We start from the raw sequence: 18,184 nt of genomic DNA on the forward strand, positions 1-18,184 counted from the left end.
AACGGCGGGCGTCATCCCCCCTTCGTCGTATTCGAGTCAGGACTCAGTTATGGGCAAAGCTCAGGGGGCGAGGCCCGGCCACAGCACATCCAGCAGGCCACGTACGAAGCGTCCGGCGTCGACAGGGGTGCGCCCAGGGGGCGGCATCACCTGCTCCTGGTGAATGAAATGCGTCAGGGCGCCCACCACCGTCAGGGCCGTGACCTCGGCGTCCAGCGGGCGCACGCGGCCCAGGGCCACCTCGCCCTGCAGGTAGCCTGTGATGGCCTGGGCGTCGGCGCGCATGGGGTCGTCCAGGCGCGCCAGCATGGGGTTGTGGCTGGGGTCATGGCCGCGCGAGAACACCACGCTCAGGCGGGGCACCAGGGCTTCGGCTTCGCGCAACATGCTCAGGGTGGCGCGTTCCAGGTTGCGCCGCACCTCGCCCTGGCCCACCGCCGACAGGAGCGCCGCGCGCCACTGGCCGTAATCGGTGAGGCCAATGGCGGCCGAGAAGAGGTCCTCCTTGGTGGGAAAGCGGTTGAAGAGGGTGCCCTCGGACACGCCCGCGCGGCGGGCAATCGCGGCGGTGGTGGCCGCAAAACCCTGTTCCAGAAAAACCTCCTGCGCCGCCGCCACAATCTGTTCATCGGTAATCTGCCGGGGGCGTGCCATAACTGAGTTATGACTCAGTTACTCGCCGCCCGTCTGTCGGAGAGTGCACAAAGAAGGGGGGAGGTGGGAAGGCAGGCCGCAAAAGGCAAGGGCCAGCGTCGCTAAAGAAACCCTCAACCCAGCCGTCAAACGAGGTTCTCTGGCCTCTGGAGCACCGTTTTCTCGCGTCTGCCCTGACCCTGGGGCTCAATCCTGTTTCCATGCTGACCCTCATTCATTTAGGGTGGGCCGCATGAGCGTCCCTCACCGCTTCAGCCCTGCTCGAACACCCGCCGTCACCCTGCTTGGCGCCGCCCTGCTGGCCCTCAGCGCCTGCGGCCAGAACCCGTCTCCGGCGGCCGACCAGCCGCGCCTGAGCCCCCAGGCCGCGCAGGTCTACCGGGTCTCGTGTACCGCCACCAGCGGGCCCCGCACCCTGGAGGACATCAACCGCCTGGCCCCGAACCTGAACCCGGGCGATCAGGTGCTGCTGCAGCGGGGCTGCACCTTCCCAGCCACCAGTTCCGTGGCCCTGCAGGTCAGCCGCTCGGGCACCAGCACGGCGCCCATCACCTTCGGGGCCTACGGCACGGGGGCGGCGCCAGTCATTCGCCAGAGCGGCCAGAATTCCACGGTGCAGATCCGGGGCTCGTGGCTGGTGTTTCAGGATATTGCCCTGGTGGCCGATCCGCTGCCCGCAGCCGGGGGCGGCGTGCGCTGCACCGCGCAGCCGGTGGGCTGGCTGGTGGGCTGGGAGGTCTGGGGTACCCGCAACACCCTCAACCGCGTCTCGGCGCGCGGCTACATGACGGGCGTGATGCTGGTGCGCGGCGACGGCACCCTGGGCTCTCACAGGGTGCTGAACAGCAGCTTTTTCAACAACTCGGTGATGGAGAGGAACACGCCCGGCGGCGACGACGATTCCGGCGCCTGGGGCGTGCTGGTGAACAGCAGCAACAACGAGATCGCGTCGAACCGCTTCACCGGCCACTCGGCCTGCAGCGAGGACTACGGGCGCGACGGCGCCAGCGTCGAGATTTACCAGTCCAGCAACAACTGGGTGCACCACAACGAAACCCACGAGGACGTGGCCTTTGTGGAGCTGGGCGGCACGCCGGACCTGCCCAGCCGCAACAACCGCATTGAGGACAATGTGTATATGCCGGTGCAGACGGGCGGCGCTTTCGTGACACTGCGCGGCGCGCGCAGCAGCTGGGGTGCCAACCCTGGCACCTCGGTGCGGCGCAACACCTCGTACCTGGCGGACCTGGGCATCACCTGCTCGGACGGCTGCTCGGCGCAGATTCTGGTGGCCGAGGACAACAAAATCTGGGAGCGGCAGACCTCCAGCGGCCTGAGCACCAAGACCTTCGCCTTCTGGGCCGACGCCCCCGTGTCAGAGCGGCGCAACACCTTCTGGCGCGACGATGGCCGCCCGGTCGCCAGCATCGACGGCGGCCAGCTGGACAGCACCGACCGCATCGCCCCCTTCACCCGCCCCACCGCCACCTTCTAGGCCTGTGGCGACCCAGCAGACCGAACAGGCCGAAGAGGCGGGCCTGGCCCACCACCACATCGTGGCCGGGGACGTGCGGCTGCATTACGTGGCGGCGGGCCCTGTGGACGGCCCGCCCGCCGTGTTGCTGCACGGGTTCCCCGAGTTCTGGCGCGCCTGGGAGCGGCAGATGGGCCCACTGGCCCGCGCGGGCTTCCGGGTGATCGTGCCGGACCTGCGGGGCTACAACCTCAGCGAGAAGCCGGCTGGCGTGGAGGCCTACGCGCTGCACACCCTGCAGCAGGACGTGGCCGGCCTGATCCGCGCCCTGGGCTACGAGCGGGCGCATGTGGTGGGCCACGACTGGGGCGGCATCATCGCCTGGGCGCTGGCCATCCGCCAGCCGGAGGTGGTGCGCAGGCTGGTGATTCTGAACGCGCCGCACCCAGGGGCTGCCCGCCGGGTGATGCGCAAGCCCGCGCAGTGGCGGCGGTCGTGGTACATCTTCCTCTTTCAGCTGCCCTGGCTGCCCGAGCGCCTGTTGGACCGCTTTGGTCAGTGGGCGCTGCAGGGCGTCAACCCGGCCGCCTACACCGACCGGGACCGCGAACTGTACCGGCAGGCGTGGCACCAGCCGGGCGCGGCGACCGCCATGATCAATTACTACCGGGCGTTGCGTCTGGCCGGGCGCGGCCACACCGGCTCACTGCAGGTGCGCGCGCCCACGCTGGTGCTGTGGGGGGACCGGGACGTGGCCCTGCTGCCCGAACTGGCCGACGGCCTGGAGCGCTGGGTGCCCGGGGTGCGCGTGGTGCATTTTCCCCACGCCAGCCACTGGCTGATGCGCGACGAACCGCTGCGGGTGAACAACCTGATCGCCGATTTCCTGGCAGAGGAAGCGGGGCAGAGGAGCTGAGGGGAATGGCCTTGCCTGGGTAGCGCGGCGCCGTGCTGCCCCAAAAAGAAGAGGCCCCCGGTCACTGGGGGCCTCTTTCCCATGTCACAGATTCGCTCAGGGCTGCGAAGGGCTGGCGGGTGAGCGCAGCAGCGCCTGGGCCTGATCCAGATGCTGCTGAATGATGGGCGCCTGGGCGTTCGCCATCGCCACCACTTCGGCGTCCTTGCCGGCCGTGCGCTCGTTCTGAATCAGGCTGAGGGTCATCTGGTGGGCCACCACCTGTTCCTGCAGGTACGCGGCGTCAAACGCGGCGGCATTCAGCCCGGAGAGCGCCGAAACCTTCAGCTGCAGTTCAGGGGGCAGGGCCGTGGGCAGCGGCACGCCCCGCGCGGCGGCCAGGGTGCTCACCTGATTCTGGGCGGCGGTGTGGTGGTTAATGAGCATCTGGGCGTAGGTCCGCACGGCGGCGGTGTTGCTCTTGGACAGGGCCACCTGCGACGACTGGATTTCAAACAGGTTGCTGCCGGTCATCGCCTGCAGAAACAGGCCGTCCACGGTGCTGGCGTTGGGCGGCGTCATCATGGCCGGCGCGCAGGCCGCAAGCAGGGCGGGCAGAAGAATCATCGGGGCTTTCGTTCGCATCACAACCTCCCAGGCCGCGCACGGGGCGCAGTCCTTCTGGCATGTACCGCTCAGGGGCAAGTGTGGTGCAGGGCGACGGCCCAGACCCGCCGGGTCCCATGAATGGCCCTGAAGCTGTTTCAAGGGTGGACTATAAAGGCCCTGCGCAAAGCCTTATTGGGGGCAGAGGGCGGGGCCGCGTCGCTTCAGCCACAACCCGGCTGGGCAGCCCTCAGGTAGCGGGGTACACTGCCTCCATGCCCCCTGCCGCGCGCGTTGGTGACAACCACACCTGCCCCCTGTACGACGGCAAATCGCCCCACGTGGGCGGGCCAGTCAACATGGGCAGCCCCACGGTCATGATTGGCCGCATGCCGGCCGCCCGCGTGGGCGACATGTGCGTGTGCTCTGGCCCGCCCGACACCATTGCCCGGGGCAGCGCCACCGTGTTCATCAACAAAAAGCCCGCCGCGCGCCTGGGCGACATGACGGCCCACGGCGGCGTGATCGTGGCGGGCGCGCCGACCGTGAACATCGGCGGCTGACGGAGTTCCTAGCCGGACACCGTTGCCTCAGCAGTTGGGCACCCCGCTTCGCACGCCGTGCTTTGCGCCCGGCAGTCAGGCGACGCTACTCGGCCCAATCGGCCCGCAGCGACGTGGGCTGCTTACCGTCAATGTCGGTGAAGCCGTACTCCTGACCAAGTTCTGCCGCCACCAGCACCTGCCCAGTCCTGCGGAACACCTCCGGGTCACTGGCCAGGGCCGCCACGGCGCGCCCAATAAAGTGCGGCGACTCGGAATTCGAGAGGTCAAACGAGCCTTCCGGGGCCAGCAGCACGCCTTCAGTGCGCACCAGCCCCGGGTACAGGCTGACGCTGGTAACCCCGTGGGGCCGCAGGTGGTTGGCCATGGCCAGGGCCATCTGGTCGGTGGCATTCTTGGCCAGAAAGTAGGGAATACCCTCGGTGTTCCGGTGGCGCTGCGCCGCAAAAAATGAGATGCCTACCAGCAGGCCCCGCGCCTTGATCAGCAGCGGGGCGGCCAGCTGGCTGGTGACATAGTGGGCCCGCACCCCGGCCCCAAACATGTCGTCCCAGACGGCGGTGGGCTGTTCCCAGAAGGGCGCGTTCCAGGCCTGCCCGCGTTCATCCCAGATGTGCAGGCCCTCGTAACCGCCCCAGACGTTGTTCACCAGCACATCCAACTGCCCGTGGTCGTGGCGAATGCGCTCAATCACCCCCCGGGTCTGGGCGTCGTCGGTGTGGTCGCACACCAGCGGAACAGCGGTGCCCCCCAGCGCGGTGAGGTCGCGGGCGGTGTCTTCCAGGCTGCCCGCCAGGAACGGCATGTGCCCCGAGCGGCCCGATCCGGTGCGGCCCGTCAGGTACACGGTGGCGCCCTGCTCGCCCAGCCCCAGGGCAATGCCCCGGCCAATCCCCCGCGACGCCCCGGTGACCAGGGCCACTTTGCCGTGCAGTGCTGGTGTCATGCGCCAGCATAGTCCCTGGGCCAGCGCGGGAGGAGGCCGCCTTCCTGGGGGCAGCCCGCGCCATCCTGCGGCCAAGCGGCGGCTCGGCCATGGCGCCCGCACGGCTGTCTTGGTCAGGCGCTTCTTTTATCTTTGCGTCGGCTCTTCATCCAGCGGGCTCTCGGGGGCGCCCTGCCAGTTCAGGTCCTCGGGGGGGCCGGGGCGACCCAGCAGAAAGCCCTGGGTGCGCTCCACGCCCAGGTCACGCACCTGCAGCAGCTGGGCGGGGGTTTCCACGCCTTCGGCCACCACGTCCAGCCCCAGGGCGTGCCCCAGCGCCACGATGGCCTGCACGATTCGGTAGGCCCCCGGCGAGTCCTCCAGCGCCTGCACGAAGGTGCGGTCCACCTTCAGGGTGGTCACCGGCAGGGTCATCAGGTAGTTCAGGGCCGAGTTGCCGGTGCCGAAATCGTCAATGCTCAGGCGCACGCCCATGGCGCGCAGTTCGGCCATGCGGCGCGACACGCCCTCTACATCGCGGATGATCGTGCGTTCGGTGAGTTCCAGTTCCAGGTCGCGGCCCTGCAGGCGCCAGCTCTGCAGCGCCCGGCGCACCACATCCACAAAGTCGTCCCGGACAAACTGCGCGGGCGAGACATTCACGCTGATGCGCTCTATGGGCCGCCCGGCCTCGCGCCACGCGGCCAGCTGGCGGCAGGCCTCGTTCAGCACGAAGGTGCCGATGGGAATGATCAGGCCCGTGTCCTCGGCCACCGGAATGAAGGTGGCGGGCGAGACATGGCCCAGCGCGGCGCTGTGCCAGCGCAGCAGGGCCTCGGCGCCGCGCACCTGCCCAGCCAGGTCGTGCAGCGGCTGGTACACCACCTGCAGCTCGCCGCGTTCCAGGGCGCCGCGCAGCCCCACCTCCATGCTGGAGCGGGCTGTGCCCGCCGCGTTCATTTCTGGGGCGTAGAAGGTCACGTTGTTCTTGCCGCCCTGCTTGGCGCGGTACATGGCGAGGTCGGCAAAGCGCTGCAGGTCCAGCGCGTCGGCGCCGTCGTCGGGGTACAGGCTGACACCAACCGAGCCCGTGACGTGGGCCTGGGCGCCCTCCAGGGGGATGGGCTGGCGCAGGCGGTCCAGAATCTTGGCGGCCACCAGCGCGGCGTCCTGGGCGCTGTGAATGCCCAGCAGCATCACCGTGAATTCGTCGCCGCCCAGCCGGGCCACGGTGTCGTTGCGGCGCACGCTGTCTTGCAGCCGCGCAGCCACCTCGCGCAGCAGTTCGTCGCCCGCCGCGTGGCCCAGGGTGTCGTTGACCGCCTTGAAGCCGTCCAGGTCAATAAACATGACGGCCACCTTGCGCCGCTCGCGCACGGCGGTGGCAATGCCGCGTTCCAGGCGGTCCTGAAACAGCGCGCGGTTGGGCAGGCCGGTCAGCACGTCGTGCTGCGCCTGGTGGGCCAGCCGGGCCTGACTGGCTTCCAGTTCGGCGGTGCGTTCGCGCACCTTGCGTTCCAGGTCATCGGTCAGCTCGCGCAGGGCGGCGTTGGCGCGGTTCAGTTCGGCGGTGCGGCGCTGCACCCGCCCTTCCAGCTCGCCGGACAGCTGGCGCAGCTGGGCGGTCAGGCGGGCGTTGTCCACAAAGGCCAGCACCTGCCGCACCACCACCAGCGCCGTGACCAGCAGCGTGCCCCACAGCACCCCGCGCGCCGCTGGGCCCGCCGCCCCGTGCGTGGCGATCAGCAGCGCAAAGGCCGCTGCCAGCGCCACGTAGGGCAGAAACAGCGCGGCGCGGTGCAGGGCCGCCAGCGGCGCAAACAGCGCGTGCTCCTGCGGCGGCCGGAACGACGCGGCGGCAAACAGGGTGGCCCCCAGCGCCCAGAAGACATCCGGCCACGAGCCTTCCTGGTAGGTGCCGGCCGCGCCCAGCACGACAAACGCCTGATCCGCCACGATCAGGGCCAGCAGGCCGGCCGCCAGCAGCGTTTCCCGGGGCCCCGGGCGGGCGCCGCCCCGCAGCGAGATCAGCAGCAGGATGCTCAGCAGCAGCAGGTCGCCCACGGGGTAGGTCAGCCCGATCACGGCGGCCACCGGTTGCCCGGCATACGCCTGCAACACGCCCCACAGCACGTACTGCCACGCGTACACCCCCACGGCGGCCATGATGATCGCCACGTCCACGCCCAGGCGCAGGGTGTCCCAGCGGGTCAGCGGCGGGTGCCGGAAGCGCAGAAAGCCCCAGGCATACAGCGCCAGGGCCAGCAGAAACCCGATGTCCGCCACCGAGGGAAACGGGGGGTCCTGGCGCACCAGCAGCAGGTAGGCGTAGAGCATCTGCCCCACGCCGAACGAGATCAGCCCCGCGCCCAGGATGCGCCACGCCGCCCGCTCGTCCCCGTGGCGCCGGGCGTTCCACAGGCAGGTGAGGCCCGCAAAGATGAAGGTGGGAATGTAGATCAGACTGCTGATCCACAGCCGGGTCACAGGGTCACCCTGGGGAAAGGCCACCCACAGGGCATGCAGCCCCAGCAGCAGCGCGCACAGGGCAAAGGTCACGCGCCCCGGGGCCGGGGGCAGAGGACGGCGGGGAGAAAGCGGCGGGGAAGACGACATGGGGGAACCTCGGGCACCAGGGCGGCGGGTGGGGGCCGGCAGAGCGGTGTTCGGGGCAAACAGAAGCGTTGAGAGCTCTACCTTACCTCAGCTGGGCGCCTCCCCCCGGGCCGGGCGGAGTGGGCCCCGGTAACGGCGCCGTAACAGGGCGGGCGCACGCTGCCCCTGACCACCGCTGTGGTCCCGGAGGACCCATGTTCAACCACCTCTTCGTGAGCACCGATGGCAGCGCCTGTGGCGACGCCGCGCTGCCCCTGGCCGCCGGACTGGCCGACACCTGCGGCGCCGCGCTGACCGTGGCCTACGTCGTGCCCAATGTTCAGACCGGGTACGACGGCCCGTATGTGCGCGACATCGAGCAGGATCTGGAGGCGGCCCGCCAGGAAGGCCGGGCTATTCTGCGCGCCGCTGCCGCGCGCCGGGCGGGCACCCAGACCCTGCTGCTGGACGGCCGCGCCAGTCCGGTGGCGACCTGCCTGCTGGAAGCTGCCCAGGCCCAGGGCGCCGACCTGATCGTGATGAGCACCCACGGCCGCAGCGGGCTGGGGCGATTGCTGCTGGGCAGCGTGGCCGAGCAGGTGGTGCGCCGCGCCGCCGTGCCTGTGCTGCTGGCGCGCGCCGGGGGCTGAGAGCGGAACTCAGGACGATGGAGGGAGAACTTCCATCGTCCTGAGGCGAACGAAGTGAGTGTCCGAAAAAGACAGCGGCGCCCACGGAATTGAAGGGCCGCTTTCTGGCCCCAGGGTGGAACTGGCAGCCGCTGTGAGCCCAGGGCCCGGCCCTCGTTTCAGCCCCTGGGCGCCCCAGCCGCCGCCAGCACGCCGCCGCGCACAAAGGCCCCCAGGGTGCGCGCCAGCGCCGCCGTGTCCAGGTCCGGGTCGCTGATGGCGCGGTAGGCCAGGGCGTCCAGCAGGGTGGTCACGATCAGCAGCAGCGTGGCGTCGCCGTGGCCGGGGGTGGCGGGGTCCAGCGGCAGGCGCCGGGCGACTTCCGAGAGAAAGTGGGTCTGCCGGGCGCGGAACGAGGGGCCGCCGCCACTGTGCAGCAGCGCCAGGGTGTCGCGCTCGGCCAGCAGAAACTCGAAGACCGGCTCAATCAGCCCTGGGCCCCCGGGGACCGGGCGGGGCAGGTGGGCCAGCAGCGGTTCCAGGCGGCCCAGCAACTGGTGCAGCCGCTCGTCCAGCAGGGCGTCCAGAATGCTTTCGGGCGAGGGAAAGTGGCTGTACACCGTGGCCCTTGAGGTGCCTAGCGCCGAGGCCAGATCGCCCATCCCCACCGCTTCAAAGCCCCGCTGCACAAAGAGCGCGGCGGCAGTGTCCAGAATCTGCTGGCGGCGGTCCGCCGAAGGCAGGCGCTTGCGGGAATCGGCGGGGGGCATAGGGGAAGTGTAGCGCATCCTGACAAAATGTTAGTTGACAGAGTGTTAGAAAACTGGGCATCATGGCGCGAACTGACAGAGTGTCAGATTCTCTTCTGCCGAGGATGCCATGACCCCAGCCCCATCTGACCCCACTGCCCCCAGCCGCAGCGTGCTGGCCGACTACCGCCGCCTGACCCCCAGCGAACGTGCGCTGTGGCGCTCCCCGCTGATGTGGGCCGCCGCCCTGGCCATTCTGTTCATCCCGCTGGTGTACGCCGGCACGTACCTCGCCAGCGTGTGGGACCCGTATGGCCGCCTGAACGAACTGCCGGTGGCGCTGGTGAACGTGGATCAGGGCACCACCCTGCGCGGCCAGCGCTATGCCCTGGGGACTGACGTGGTGCGCGAACTGCGCGAGGACCCGCCGGTCAAGCTGATCAGCTACCCCAGCGAGGCAGCGGCACAGGCGGCGGTGCGCCGGGGCGAGGTCTACTTTGCGCTGACCATTCCGCGCGACTTCAGCCAGAAGGCGGTGGCAGGCGACAGCCGCCAGCACGGCCAACTGCACCTGTACACCGCGCCGGGCATCAGCTATTTCGCCAGCCGGGTGGGCCGCACGGTAGCCCAGGAGATCACCACCAACCTGAACGAGACCCTGGGCGGCAACCGCTGGGAAGTGGTGCAGCGCTCGCTGAAGGACGTGCAGCAGGGCTTTGAGGACCTGCGGGTGGCCACCGGTAAGCTGCGCGACGGCGCCGGGCGCCTGGAAGCGGGTGCCGGCACACTGGCTGGCGGTGCCCAGACCCTGACTGGGGGCGTGCGTAGCGCCCAGCAGGGCGCACAGGCCCTGGCGGCCGGGGCCGGCGAGGTCTCTGGCGGCGTGACCCGCCTGACCACCGGCACCGCGAAGCTGGGCCAGGGCCTGCGGCAGCTGGAAGCGGCCGCCCCCGGGCGCGCGCAGTTGCAGCCCCTGCAGCAGGGCGCGGCGGCGCTGAGCGGCGGCACAGAGCGGCTGGCGGGCGGCCTGGCCGAACTGGGCAAAGGGGCCGGGGCCCTGAAGACGGGCGCCGGGCGGGTGGCCGACGGCGCCGGGCAGGTCCACGGCGGCGCGGCGGCGCTGGCCCAGAAACTGCCGGACCTCGCCACGGGCCTGGGCGCGCTGCACGAGGGGGCCCGGAAGCTGGACCAGGGCGCGGCCGGGCTGGCCCAGGGCACGGCGGGGTTGCACACCGGCGCGCAGACTCTGGCCGGGCAGTTGCCCACCCTGCGCGCGGGCCTGAGCGAACTGGCCGGCGGCGCAGATAGGTTGCAGGCGGGGGCCACCCGCCTGGGGGACGGCGCCGCCCAGGTGCAGACCGGCGCCCAGGCCCTGGCCGGGCAGCTGCCTGCCCTGGCCGAGGGCACGGCGGGACTGGCCAGCGGCGCCGAGACCCTGGCAACGGGGGCCGGCACGCTGGCCCAGGCCGCGCCCGCCGAACTGACGGCCGGCGCCCGGCAGCTGCAAACCGGAGCCACCACCCTGGCTGCCAGCGCCCACAAGGCTGCGGCGGGGGCAGGCGCAGCGTCCCAGGGCGCCCGCCAGCTGGCCGACGGTACCGGGGCCCTGAGCAGCGGCGCCGACAGCCTGAAGAGTGGCGCGGCGGCCCTGGCTGGCGGCCTGCGCGAGACCCAGACGCGCAGCGCGGCGGCCGTGCAAGGCGCCACCCAGCTGGCCGACGGCGCCGAGGCCGCCGCCCGTGGCGCCCAGACACTGCAGCAGGGCGCCGCCACCCTGAGCCAGAAGCTGGGCGAGGCCGCCACCGGGGCCGGCACCGCTGCCCAGGGCGCCCAGACGCTCGCCCGTGGCAGCGAGAGCCTGCAGAGCGGCGCGGCGCAGGTGCAAAGCGGCGCCGCCACCCTGGCCAGCAAGACCGCCGAGGCCGCCGCTGGCGCCCGCACCCTGGCCGACGGCGCCCAGAAGGTGCAGGGCGGCGTGGAGACCCTGGTGGCCGGCAACCTGAAACTGAAGGCGGCGCTGGGGACCGTCACCGAACAACTCCCTGCTCAGCAGGACCTGAACAAGCTGCGCGGCGGCGCGCAGACCCTGGCCCAGAAAACGGGCGAGCTGGCCGGCGGGCTGGGCCAGCTCTCGAATGGGGCCGGGCGGCTGAGCCAGGGGGCACAGGACCTGCAGGGGGGCGCCGCCCAGCTGCGCGAGGGGCTGGACGAGCTGCAGCGCCGCCTGCCCCGCCGCACCGAGACCCTGGCCGGCGACCCACAGGGCCTGGCCGCCAGCGCGGTGGTCGTGGAAACGGCGGCGGCGCAGGTGCCCAGCAACGGCGCGGCCTTTGCGCCCTACTTCATCGCCCTGGGGCTGTGGGTGGGGGCCACCATGACCACCTTCATCTTTCCGTACCTGCTGCTGCCCGAAAGCGGGCGCCGCACCGGGCAGCGGGCGCGCGTGCTGCGCAAGTTCACGGTGCCGGCTGGCTACGTGACCCTGCAGGCGCTGATCGTGGTGGGGGGCCTGGCGTGGCTGGGCGTGCCCTACGAGCACCCCGGGCTGGTCGTGCTGACCACTGTGCTCGCCAGCCTGACCTTCATGCTGCTGATTCTGGCGCTGAACCTGCTGCTGGGGGCGGCGGGGCGCCTGCTGGCGCTGGTGCTGCTGGTGGTGCAGCTGGGGGCCTCGGGCGGCAGCTATCCGGTGGAACTGGCCCCGGGTTTCTTCCGGGCCATTCACGCCGCCATGCCCGTGACCGATGTGGTGCAGGCGCTGCGTGCGGCCATGTTCGGGGCTTATGAGGGGCAGTACGCGGCCTTTGTGGGGCGCATTTTGCTTGTGGCGCTGCTGGGGCTGGGGGTGGCGTTGCTGGCGCGGTGGCGGTGGCATTTCACGGCGGATGATCAGTTTCGCTCGCCGATCGTTACGGATGTGGGGTGAGGTGGGGTTGGCCTTGAGGGTTGGGTGGTGGGCGATTTTTGGGGGTGGTGGGCGATGATGTTTGCCTACGTTGCCCCACCCCCCCAGCCCCCCTACCCCGGAGGGGCAGGGGGGAGCGGCGCTGCGCTGGCAAACGTTGACTGCCGTGGTAGGGCGGCCCGGCTTCGCCCCGCGTTGTACGCCGTGGCCCTTCTCCGCCCATCGTCGTACGCCCGCGCGCTGCGCGCACGACGGCTTCCGTTGCTCGCCCCGTAAAGGTGAAATGTGCGAACGCTTAAAACACGAGGTTCTACTTTTGAAAGGCAAAGGCGGCCGATGCCCCTGCTGCTCTTTAAAAGTAGAACCTTCTGGGCCGCACCAAGCCTTCTTGCCACTTCACCGCCCGGGTCCAGACGAGGCCGTCGTGCCCGAAGGGCGCGGGCCATTGCGCGTTACCAGCGGATGGCGTCGAGGCCAGACACGTTAACGAATGGAGCAAACCCGCCGACGTCAGTAAAAACTCTTGCCCAGTGCTAACGTCGCTCCCCCCTGCCCCTCCGGGGTAGGGGGGCTGGGGGGGTGGGGCAAGCGCGAGAACCCGTTCCTGCCCAACCCAACCTCAGCCGCGCCGCCAAACCCGGCCATTCACCCACAAAGCCCAGCGCGCCAAGCCGGCCCACCCCCTACCCCAGCGAAGCCGGCTGCTCCTCCCAAGGCCCACGCGTCCGGGGCCGACTCCGCGCCGGGTACTTGTGCCGTTTGTGGTGGTACATCCGGCCATCCGCCAGATTCAGCAGGCTGTCCGGGGCGGCGGTCTCGTTGCTGCAGGCCACGCCCACGCTGGCGCCCACCTGCGGAAAGCCCTCCTGGTGCACGTGGGCCGTGGCCGCCTCAATGGCGCGCTGCAGGGCCTCGGCGCCGCGCACGCTGCACAGGGCCACGTATTCGTCGCCGCCAATGCGGTACAGGCCGTGGCTGGCGGGCAGGTGGGCCTGCAGGCCCTGGGCAAACAGCTGCAGCACCCGGTCACCAGCCGCGTGGCCGCGCTCGTCGTTCACGGCTTTCAGGCCGTCCACGTCAATCAGGGCCAGGGTCAGGCCCTGGGGGTGGCGGGCCCAGGCGGCGCGCAGGGCTTCTTCAAAAGCGCGGCGGTTGCCCAGGCCGGTCAGGGGATCGCGCCGCGCCGCGCGGCCCAGTTGCTTGACCATCTGATCGGTGCAGCCCAGCAGCCAAGCCAGCAGGCTGCCCATCAGCAGCGCCACCAGCAAAAACCACGCCATGCCCAGCCAGTCCAGGGCGCTGCGCGGAAAGGCCAGCGCCGCCACCGCCGTGCCGTACAGCAGGAACAGCGCCACCCCCCGCACCGGGAACCACACCGCGCAAAACGCACTGAGCAGCATCAGCACCGCGCCGTAGCCGGTCACGCCCGGCAGAAAGGTGGACCCGAACCCGGGCGCCTGTAAAAACCACACCAGCCACAGCGGCGCCGCCAGCAGGAACAGGGCGCTGCCCCAGCCACACCAGCGGTGGTTCAGCCCGGCCGTGGCCACCAGCAGCAGCAAAAAGACACCGGCCTGCGGGGCATTCACATGCGAGCCGCCCAGGGCGCCCAGGCCCAGCGTCAACAGCGGCAGTGCGGTCAGCAGGGGACACAGGTAGCGCTGCAGGCGGCTGCGCGGCGAATGCAGGGGAAGCGACATGGTGGCCTCGGGCGACACGGAAGGGGCGGCCCCGCTCGGGGCATTCAGGCGGGCGGCAGACGGGACGGACAGCAAGCAAAGTGCAGGGTCCGCCCAGCCGGACAGGGCGCCGTGAGAGGCGTTTGGGGCCCGGCCGGGACCGTCCCCGGTGAGCCCCAGTGTGGCCGCCCAGCCTGATATGCATGTGGCGACAGGCCCAAGGCCGATTTTAGAAACCGGTCAGCTTGGCTCTAACAAAAGCTGACAGGAAGGTCAGATGAAGCCCCACTTCAGGCGGGCTGCAGCAGGAAGGGCAGCGGAGCGTGGCGCAGGTCGCTGCGGGTCAGGCTCAGGTGCAGTTGCTGGTAGGCAGTGGGGTGCCACTCGAAGTCGGCGGGGGGCAGCAGGTGGGTTTCGGGCATGTCGCCGTCCAGCACCGCGTCCAGCGCCTCGCTGCGCAGGGGCCACGCGCTCACCAGCAGCAGGGTGGGCAGGCTGTCGGGGCGCACCCCCTGGGCCTGCAGGGCCTCGTCACTCTGGGCCATCAGGCGCACGGTGCTGGCGGGTTCGTGATGGCGCAGGGCCGCCAGCCGCACCCCGCCGTAGAACACATAATGTTCCAGCGGCAGGCCAAACGGCTGGCGCAGCAGTTCGTGAAACCACAGCACCCGGCCGTCGGGGTGCCGGGCGCACAGCAGGGTCAGGTGCTCCACCTCGGTCTGCAGGGTCTGGCCCCGGGTCAGGGTAAAGCCGGCGTGGTTCAGGGCCGTGTGCAGGCCCAGGTGCTCGTCGGCGCTGAGGGTGGTGTGGTTTACCGTCTGGCGCAGCAGGTGGCGGTGGTCCGGCGTGAGCAGGTTAAAACTTCCGCCCCGCCCGAAGGCGCGCGGCCCGTGAATCACGAAGGTTTCGCGCCCGGCGGGGCCGGTTAAGGTAAACAGGTCCACGCGGCCCAGCGCGTCTGGGGCCTGCTGGGCGTGCAGGGGGCCGGCGGGGGTGCTCAGGGCGTAGGTGTCGCCGCAGGTCTGAAGGTCATTCAGCAGATGTCGAAAGGGGTTGTGGGGCATGGGCAGCTCCTGGGACAGCACAGACACAGACGGCGCAGAGGAAAAGGACGCGCCCCTGACCCGCAAAAAGGCAAACGGAGTCGTCACGGTGGTGAGAGGGTAAAGGCAGAGGTCTTGCAAGGATGTGGAAGGCCCCCAGATTAACGCCTGCTGGCCACGCAGGGCGAGCAGGGTTGAGGCTTGAGAGGGTGGAGGCAACCGCAGCTGGGCCGCTCCACAGGCCACCCCTCGGCCCTCGCTTGCCTGCGGCGCCCCAGTCAGCCCTCCCGTCAAGAGCTTTGGGTGCCGTCATGAGTGCTACACCAAAGACAGATGGAGATTCCTGAACGGCGAGTCAGCCCGCCGTCCTGTGGGCTTCTTTACAATGCCTCCATCCATGCCTGCCGCTTCTGCCTCTTCCACCGCGCCGTTCGACGTGCTGGTTCTCCTCGCGGCGGCCGATGAGTGGGGGGCGGTTCAGCTCGTGCTGGCCGCGCTGCCCACGCCGCTGCCAGTCGCCGTGTTGCTGGTGCAGCCTGGGGGTGGGCGGCCTGCCGGGGCCAGCGGCACCGACCTGCCTCTGCACGACGTGGCCAGCGGCACCCTGTTGCAGCCCGGCCTCGTGTACGTGGCGCCGCCACAGGCCACGCTGGACGTGCGCCCGGGCGGCCAGTGCGAGGTGACCCCCAGCCCCGGGGCGCCCCCCACCTGCCCGCTGGACCGGTTGCTGGGTTCGCTGGCCGTGGCCTACGGCGAGCGGGCGCTGCTGGCCATGCTCTCGGCGCCGGGGCCCGACGGGCTGCGGGGCGCGCGCGCCCTGCGGGGGGCCGGGGGCACGGTGCTGGTGCAGGCGCCCCTGGTCCCAGCGGGGCTGGCCCAGGCCCTGCTGGCGGCCCGCGCGGCGGATCTGGTGCAGGCGCCCTCGGCGCTGGCGACGGCCACGGCCCAGGTGCTGCGGGGCGAGTGGCCGCCTGAACGCCTGACCGCCCCGCCGGAAGCCGCCCAGGCCCTGGTCGAGTCCATGGACGAGGGCTTTTGCACCATTCAGGTGCTGTTTGACGAGGCCGGCGAGCCGACGGACTACCGCGTGCTGAGCATGAACCCGGCCTTCGTGGCCCAGACCGGGCTGGAGGGGGCCCAGGGGCGCAGTGTCCGCGAACTGGTGCCGGGCCTTGAACCGTTCTGGTTTCAGATGTACGGCGAGATCGCGCGCAGCGGCCAGCCCCGCCGCTTCGAGCATCAGGTGGCGGCGCTGACGCCCCCCCGGGAGTACGAGGTCTATGCCTTTCGCATTGGGGAGCCGCGCGAGCACCGGGTGGCGGTGCTGTTCCGGGACGTGTCGCTGCGCAAGGCGGCCGAACGCGACCTGAAACGCAGCAACCAGCTGCTGCAAACGGTCTTTGACAGCTCGCTGGAGTACATGCAACTGTTCCAGGCGGTGCGGAGCGCCCAGGGTGAGATCACGGATTTCGAGTGGCGGCTGACCAACCGGCTCTGGAATGAGCAGTGGGGCGAGATGGCGGGCAAGCGCCTGCTGACCGAGAACCCGGCCGTGGTCGAAACAGGACTGTTCGAAACCTTCAAGCGCGTCACTGAAACCGGCGTACCCGACACGCACGAGCACCATTACGCCCACGAGCAGTTTGACGGCTGGTTTCACCAGACCGCCGCCGGGGCCGAGGACGGTTTTCTGCTCTCCACCCTGGACGTCACCGAGCGGCGGCGGGCCGAGGAGGCCGCGCGCACCCAGCAGACGCGGCAGGCGTTTGTGCTGCAGCTCAGCGATAAGCTGCGGCCTCTGGCCGACCCGGTGCAGATTCAGCGCGAGGCATGCCGCCTGCTGGGCGAGGCGCTGGGGGTTGAGCGGGTATTTTACGCCTCGGTGCACAACGACGGTGACACCAGCGAGGTTCACGCCGAGTATGCCAATGGTGGCCTGCCCAGCGTCGTGGGCTGGTCCTCGCTGCAGGCTCTTGCCCCAGGGCTGGTGCCCGACTGGCAGGCGGGCCGCACCACCCGCACCAACGACATCCACACGGGCGACGTGAACAGGGGGTCGCTGTTCACGTCGGCGCCACGCGCGGCTCTGAACGTGCCGCTGGTCAAGGACGGCCGACTGGTGGCGCTGCTGGGCCTGCACCAGCGCGCGGCCCGCACTTGGACCGACGAGGACGTGGCCCTGGCCGAAGAAACCGCCGAGCGCACCTGGCAGGCCGCCGAACGCGCGCGCACCCAGGCCGCGCTGGTCGAATCCGAAAGCCGTCTGCGCGCGCTGATCGAGCATCTGCCGGGCGGCGCAGTGTTCGTGGTGGACCACGACCTGCGCTACCAGCTGGCCCAGGGCGAGGCGCTGGCCGCCGCCGGGTTCACGCCTGAAGATCTGGTGGGCCGCACGGTGGCCCAGGTGATGCCGCCCGAACAGGTGCCCGAGTACGAGGGGCTGTACCGCCGCGCCCTGGCCGGCGAGGGCTTCGAGTACGAGCACAACGCGCATGGCCGCAGCTTCATCACCCGGGGCGTGCCGCTGCGCCGCGCAGGCGGGGAGGTCACTTCGGTGCTGGCGATGTCCTACGACATCACCGACCGCAAGCGCGCCGAGCAGGAGGTGCAGGCCCTGAACGCCACCCTGGAAACCCAGGTGGCCGAGCGCACCCGCCGCCTGGCCGACCTGAACGCCGAACTGGGCAACGTGATTATCCGCACCGCCCACAACCTTGAAGCCCCCGCCCGGCGCCTGGGGCAACTGCTGGACCCAGGTGTGCTGCCGGCGCCCCAGGCCTTTGAGGGCCTGCCTCCGTACGACCCCGCCCTGCTGCAGGACGAGGTCACGCGCCTGAAGGGCGTGGCCCAGGACCTGCGCCAGCTTTCGCGCCTGGAAACCCGCCAGTTCACCCAGGAACTGCTGCCCCTGGGCGAACTGTTTGCCGAGGTGCGCGCCCAGGCCGCGCAGGCCAGCGGGCGCGACCTGACATGGTTTCTGGAGCCGTTGCCGATCGTGCGCGGCGACCGGGCGCTCTTGCGTCAGGCGCTGGACGTCCTGATGAATTTCACCCTCAGCCCCACCCGGGGCACGCGCTACGTGACCGTCAGCCGCCGCACCCTGGAAGGCGAGGAGCGGGTGCTGGTCGAGGACGACGGCCTGGGCCTCAGCGGCGAGGAGGCGGCCACCCTGTTTGATCTGGCCGTGCGCACCGATCAGAGCGTGCCCATCTTGGAGGGCAGCGGCCTGCTGCAGGTGCGGCGTATTCTGGCCCGCCACGGCGGCTGGGCCTGGGCCGAGGCGCGCAGCAGCGGCGGACTGGTGGTGCTGGCGTTTCCCCAGGACACTGCGGTGGGCGAACTTGAAGCCCTCTTGGGCGGCGAACCGCTGGAAAGCTGACGCCCGTGAGAGGGTGCCATGAGCAGCTTGGCATGGCTCAGAGGATGGTCGCGGAAAGCCGGTCGGGCCAGCGTCTTGGCGGTCAAGA

Annotated in this window: 13 protein-coding genes; 6 read left to right on the forward strand and 7 right to left on the reverse strand. The window is 70.5% G+C overall.

The window, feature by feature from the left end; translation table 11 throughout:
• Window positions 1-60: 60 nt before the first annotated feature.
• Window positions 61-654 carry a TetR/AcrR family transcriptional regulator gene (locus KMW22_RS14950; RefSeq protein ID WP_221090853.1) on the reverse strand — a complete coding sequence of 198 codons (594 nt, stop codon included), beginning with the start codon at window positions 652-654 and terminating at the stop codon, window positions 61-63.
• Window positions 655-886: 232 nt separating this feature from the next.
• Here KMW22_RS14950 and KMW22_RS14955 point away from each other — a divergent pair, with 232 nt between their 5' ends.
• Complete coding sequence (locus tag KMW22_RS14955; protein ID WP_221090854.1) at window positions 887-2,149, forward strand: polysaccharide lyase domain-containing protein; 1,263 nt, start codon at window positions 887-889, stop codon at window positions 2,147-2,149.
• 4 nt (window positions 2,150-2,153) lie between these two features.
• Window positions 2,154-3,044 carry an alpha/beta fold hydrolase gene (locus KMW22_RS14960; protein WP_407928452.1) on the forward strand — a complete coding sequence of 297 codons (891 nt, stop codon included), beginning with the start codon at window positions 2,154-2,156 and terminating at the stop codon, window positions 3,042-3,044.
• A gap of 96 nt (window positions 3,045-3,140) precedes the next feature.
• Here KMW22_RS14960 and KMW22_RS14965 read toward each other — a convergent pair whose 3' ends face one another.
• Window positions 3,141-3,650: a DUF4142 domain-containing protein gene (locus KMW22_RS14965; protein WP_235693012.1), complete on the reverse strand. Its 510-nt coding sequence runs from the start codon at window positions 3,648-3,650 to the stop codon at window positions 3,141-3,143.
• 254 nt (window positions 3,651-3,904) lie between these two features.
• Between KMW22_RS14965 and KMW22_RS14970 the strand changes: the two genes are divergently transcribed.
• On the forward strand, window positions 3,905-4,192 hold the full coding sequence (locus KMW22_RS14970; protein WP_107137390.1) for a PAAR domain-containing protein: 288 nt from the start codon (window positions 3,905-3,907) through the stop codon (window positions 4,190-4,192).
• 85 nt (window positions 4,193-4,277) lie between these two features.
• Here KMW22_RS14970 and KMW22_RS14975 read toward each other — a convergent pair whose 3' ends face one another.
• Both KMW22_RS14975 and KMW22_RS14980 read right to left on the reverse strand, forming a co-directional pair.
• Window positions 4,278-5,138 (reverse strand): SDR family NAD(P)-dependent oxidoreductase, encoded by an 861-nt coding sequence (locus KMW22_RS14975; RefSeq protein WP_221090857.1) that lies wholly within the window; start codon window positions 5,136-5,138, stop codon window positions 4,278-4,280.
• Window positions 5,139-5,264: 126 nt separating this feature from the next.
• Window positions 5,265-7,733 carry a putative bifunctional diguanylate cyclase/phosphodiesterase gene (locus tag KMW22_RS14980; protein ID WP_221090858.1) on the reverse strand — a complete coding sequence of 823 codons (2,469 nt, stop codon included), beginning with the start codon at window positions 7,731-7,733 and terminating at the stop codon, window positions 5,265-5,267.
• Window positions 7,734-7,927: 194 nt separating this feature from the next.
• Here KMW22_RS14980 and KMW22_RS14985 point away from each other — a divergent pair, with 194 nt between their 5' ends.
• Complete coding sequence (locus KMW22_RS14985; protein ID WP_221090859.1) at window positions 7,928-8,362, forward strand: universal stress protein; 435 nt, start codon at window positions 7,928-7,930, stop codon at window positions 8,360-8,362.
• Window positions 8,363-8,520: 158 nt separating this feature from the next.
• Here the strand turns inward: KMW22_RS14985 and KMW22_RS14990 are convergent, their stop codons facing one another.
• On the reverse strand, window positions 8,521-9,111 hold the full coding sequence (locus KMW22_RS14990) for a TetR/AcrR family transcriptional regulator (RefSeq protein ID WP_221090860.1): 591 nt from the start codon (window positions 9,109-9,111) through the stop codon (window positions 8,521-8,523).
• 109 nt (window positions 9,112-9,220) lie between these two features.
• Here KMW22_RS14990 and KMW22_RS14995 point away from each other — a divergent pair, with 109 nt between their 5' ends.
• On the forward strand, window positions 9,221-12,016 hold the full coding sequence (locus tag KMW22_RS14995; protein WP_221090861.1) for a YhgE/Pip domain-containing protein: 2,796 nt from the start codon (window positions 9,221-9,223) through the stop codon (window positions 12,014-12,016).
• Between the two features lie 662 nt (window positions 12,017-12,678).
• Here KMW22_RS14995 and KMW22_RS15000 read toward each other — a convergent pair.
• Together KMW22_RS15000 and KMW22_RS15005 are read right to left on the reverse strand one after the other, a co-directional pair.
• Window positions 12,679-13,695 (reverse strand): GGDEF domain-containing protein, encoded by a 1,017-nt coding sequence (locus KMW22_RS15000; RefSeq protein ID WP_221090862.1) that lies wholly within the window; start codon window positions 13,693-13,695, stop codon window positions 12,679-12,681.
• Between the two features lie 269 nt (window positions 13,696-13,964).
• Entirely contained in the window at window positions 13,965-14,738 is a 774-nt protein-coding gene (locus KMW22_RS15005; RefSeq protein WP_221090863.1) for a hypothetical protein, read from the reverse strand.
• 376 nt (window positions 14,739-15,114) lie between these two features.
• On the opposite strand from KMW22_RS15005, the gene KMW22_RS15010 reads away from it, so the two are divergent.
• The gene (locus KMW22_RS15010) at window positions 15,115-18,096 is read left to right on the forward strand and encodes a PAS domain-containing protein (protein ID WP_221090864.1); all 2,982 of its coding nucleotides are present in this window, start codon (window positions 15,115-15,117) and stop codon (window positions 18,094-18,096) included.
• Window positions 18,097-18,184 lie beyond the last annotated feature (88 nt).

Source organism: Deinococcus aquaedulcis, from assembly GCF_019693445.1.
GTDB classification, from domain to species: domain Bacteria; phylum Deinococcota; class Deinococci; order Deinococcales; family Deinococcaceae; genus Deinococcus; species Deinococcus aquaedulcis.

Bases quoted from the DNA above. Each gene is read 5' to 3' on its own strand.
- KMW22_RS15000 (WP_221090862.1), bottom strand. From the start codon at position 13,695: ATGTCGCTTCCCCTGCATTCGCCGCGCAGCCGCCTGCAGCGCTACCTG.
- KMW22_RS14965 (WP_235693012.1), bottom strand. From the start codon at position 3,650: ATGATTCTTCTGCCCGCCCTGCTTGCGGCCTGCGCGCCGGCCATGATG.
- KMW22_RS14970 (WP_107137390.1), top strand. From the start codon at position 3,905: ATGCCCCCTGCCGCGCGCGTTGGTGACAACCACACCTGCCCCCTGTAC.
- KMW22_RS14980 (WP_221090858.1), bottom strand. From the start codon at position 7,733: ATGTCGTCTTCCCCGCCGCTTTCTCCCCGCCGTCCTCTGCCCCCGGCC.
- KMW22_RS14985 (WP_221090859.1), top strand. From the start codon at position 7,928: ATGTTCAACCACCTCTTCGTGAGCACCGATGGCAGCGCCTGTGGCGAC.
- KMW22_RS15010 (WP_221090864.1), top strand. From the start codon at position 15,115: ATGCCTGCCGCTTCTGCCTCTTCCACCGCGCCGTTCGACGTGCTGGTT.
- KMW22_RS14995 (WP_221090861.1), top strand. From the start codon at position 9,221: ATGACCCCAGCCCCATCTGACCCCACTGCCCCCAGCCGCAGCGTGCTG.
- KMW22_RS14955 (WP_221090854.1), top strand. From the start codon at position 887: ATGAGCGTCCCTCACCGCTTCAGCCCTGCTCGAACACCCGCCGTCACC.
- KMW22_RS14990 (WP_221090860.1), bottom strand. From the start codon at position 9,111: ATGCCCCCCGCCGATTCCCGCAAGCGCCTGCCTTCGGCGGACCGCCGC.
- KMW22_RS14975 (WP_221090857.1), bottom strand. From the start codon at position 5,138: ATGACACCAGCACTGCACGGCAAAGTGGCCCTGGTCACCGGGGCGTCG.
- KMW22_RS14950 (WP_221090853.1), bottom strand. From the start codon at position 654: ATGGCACGCCCCCGGCAGATTACCGATGAACAGATTGTGGCGGCGGCG.
- KMW22_RS15005 (WP_221090863.1), bottom strand. From the start codon at position 14,738: ATGCCCCACAACCCCTTTCGACATCTGCTGAATGACCTTCAGACCTGC.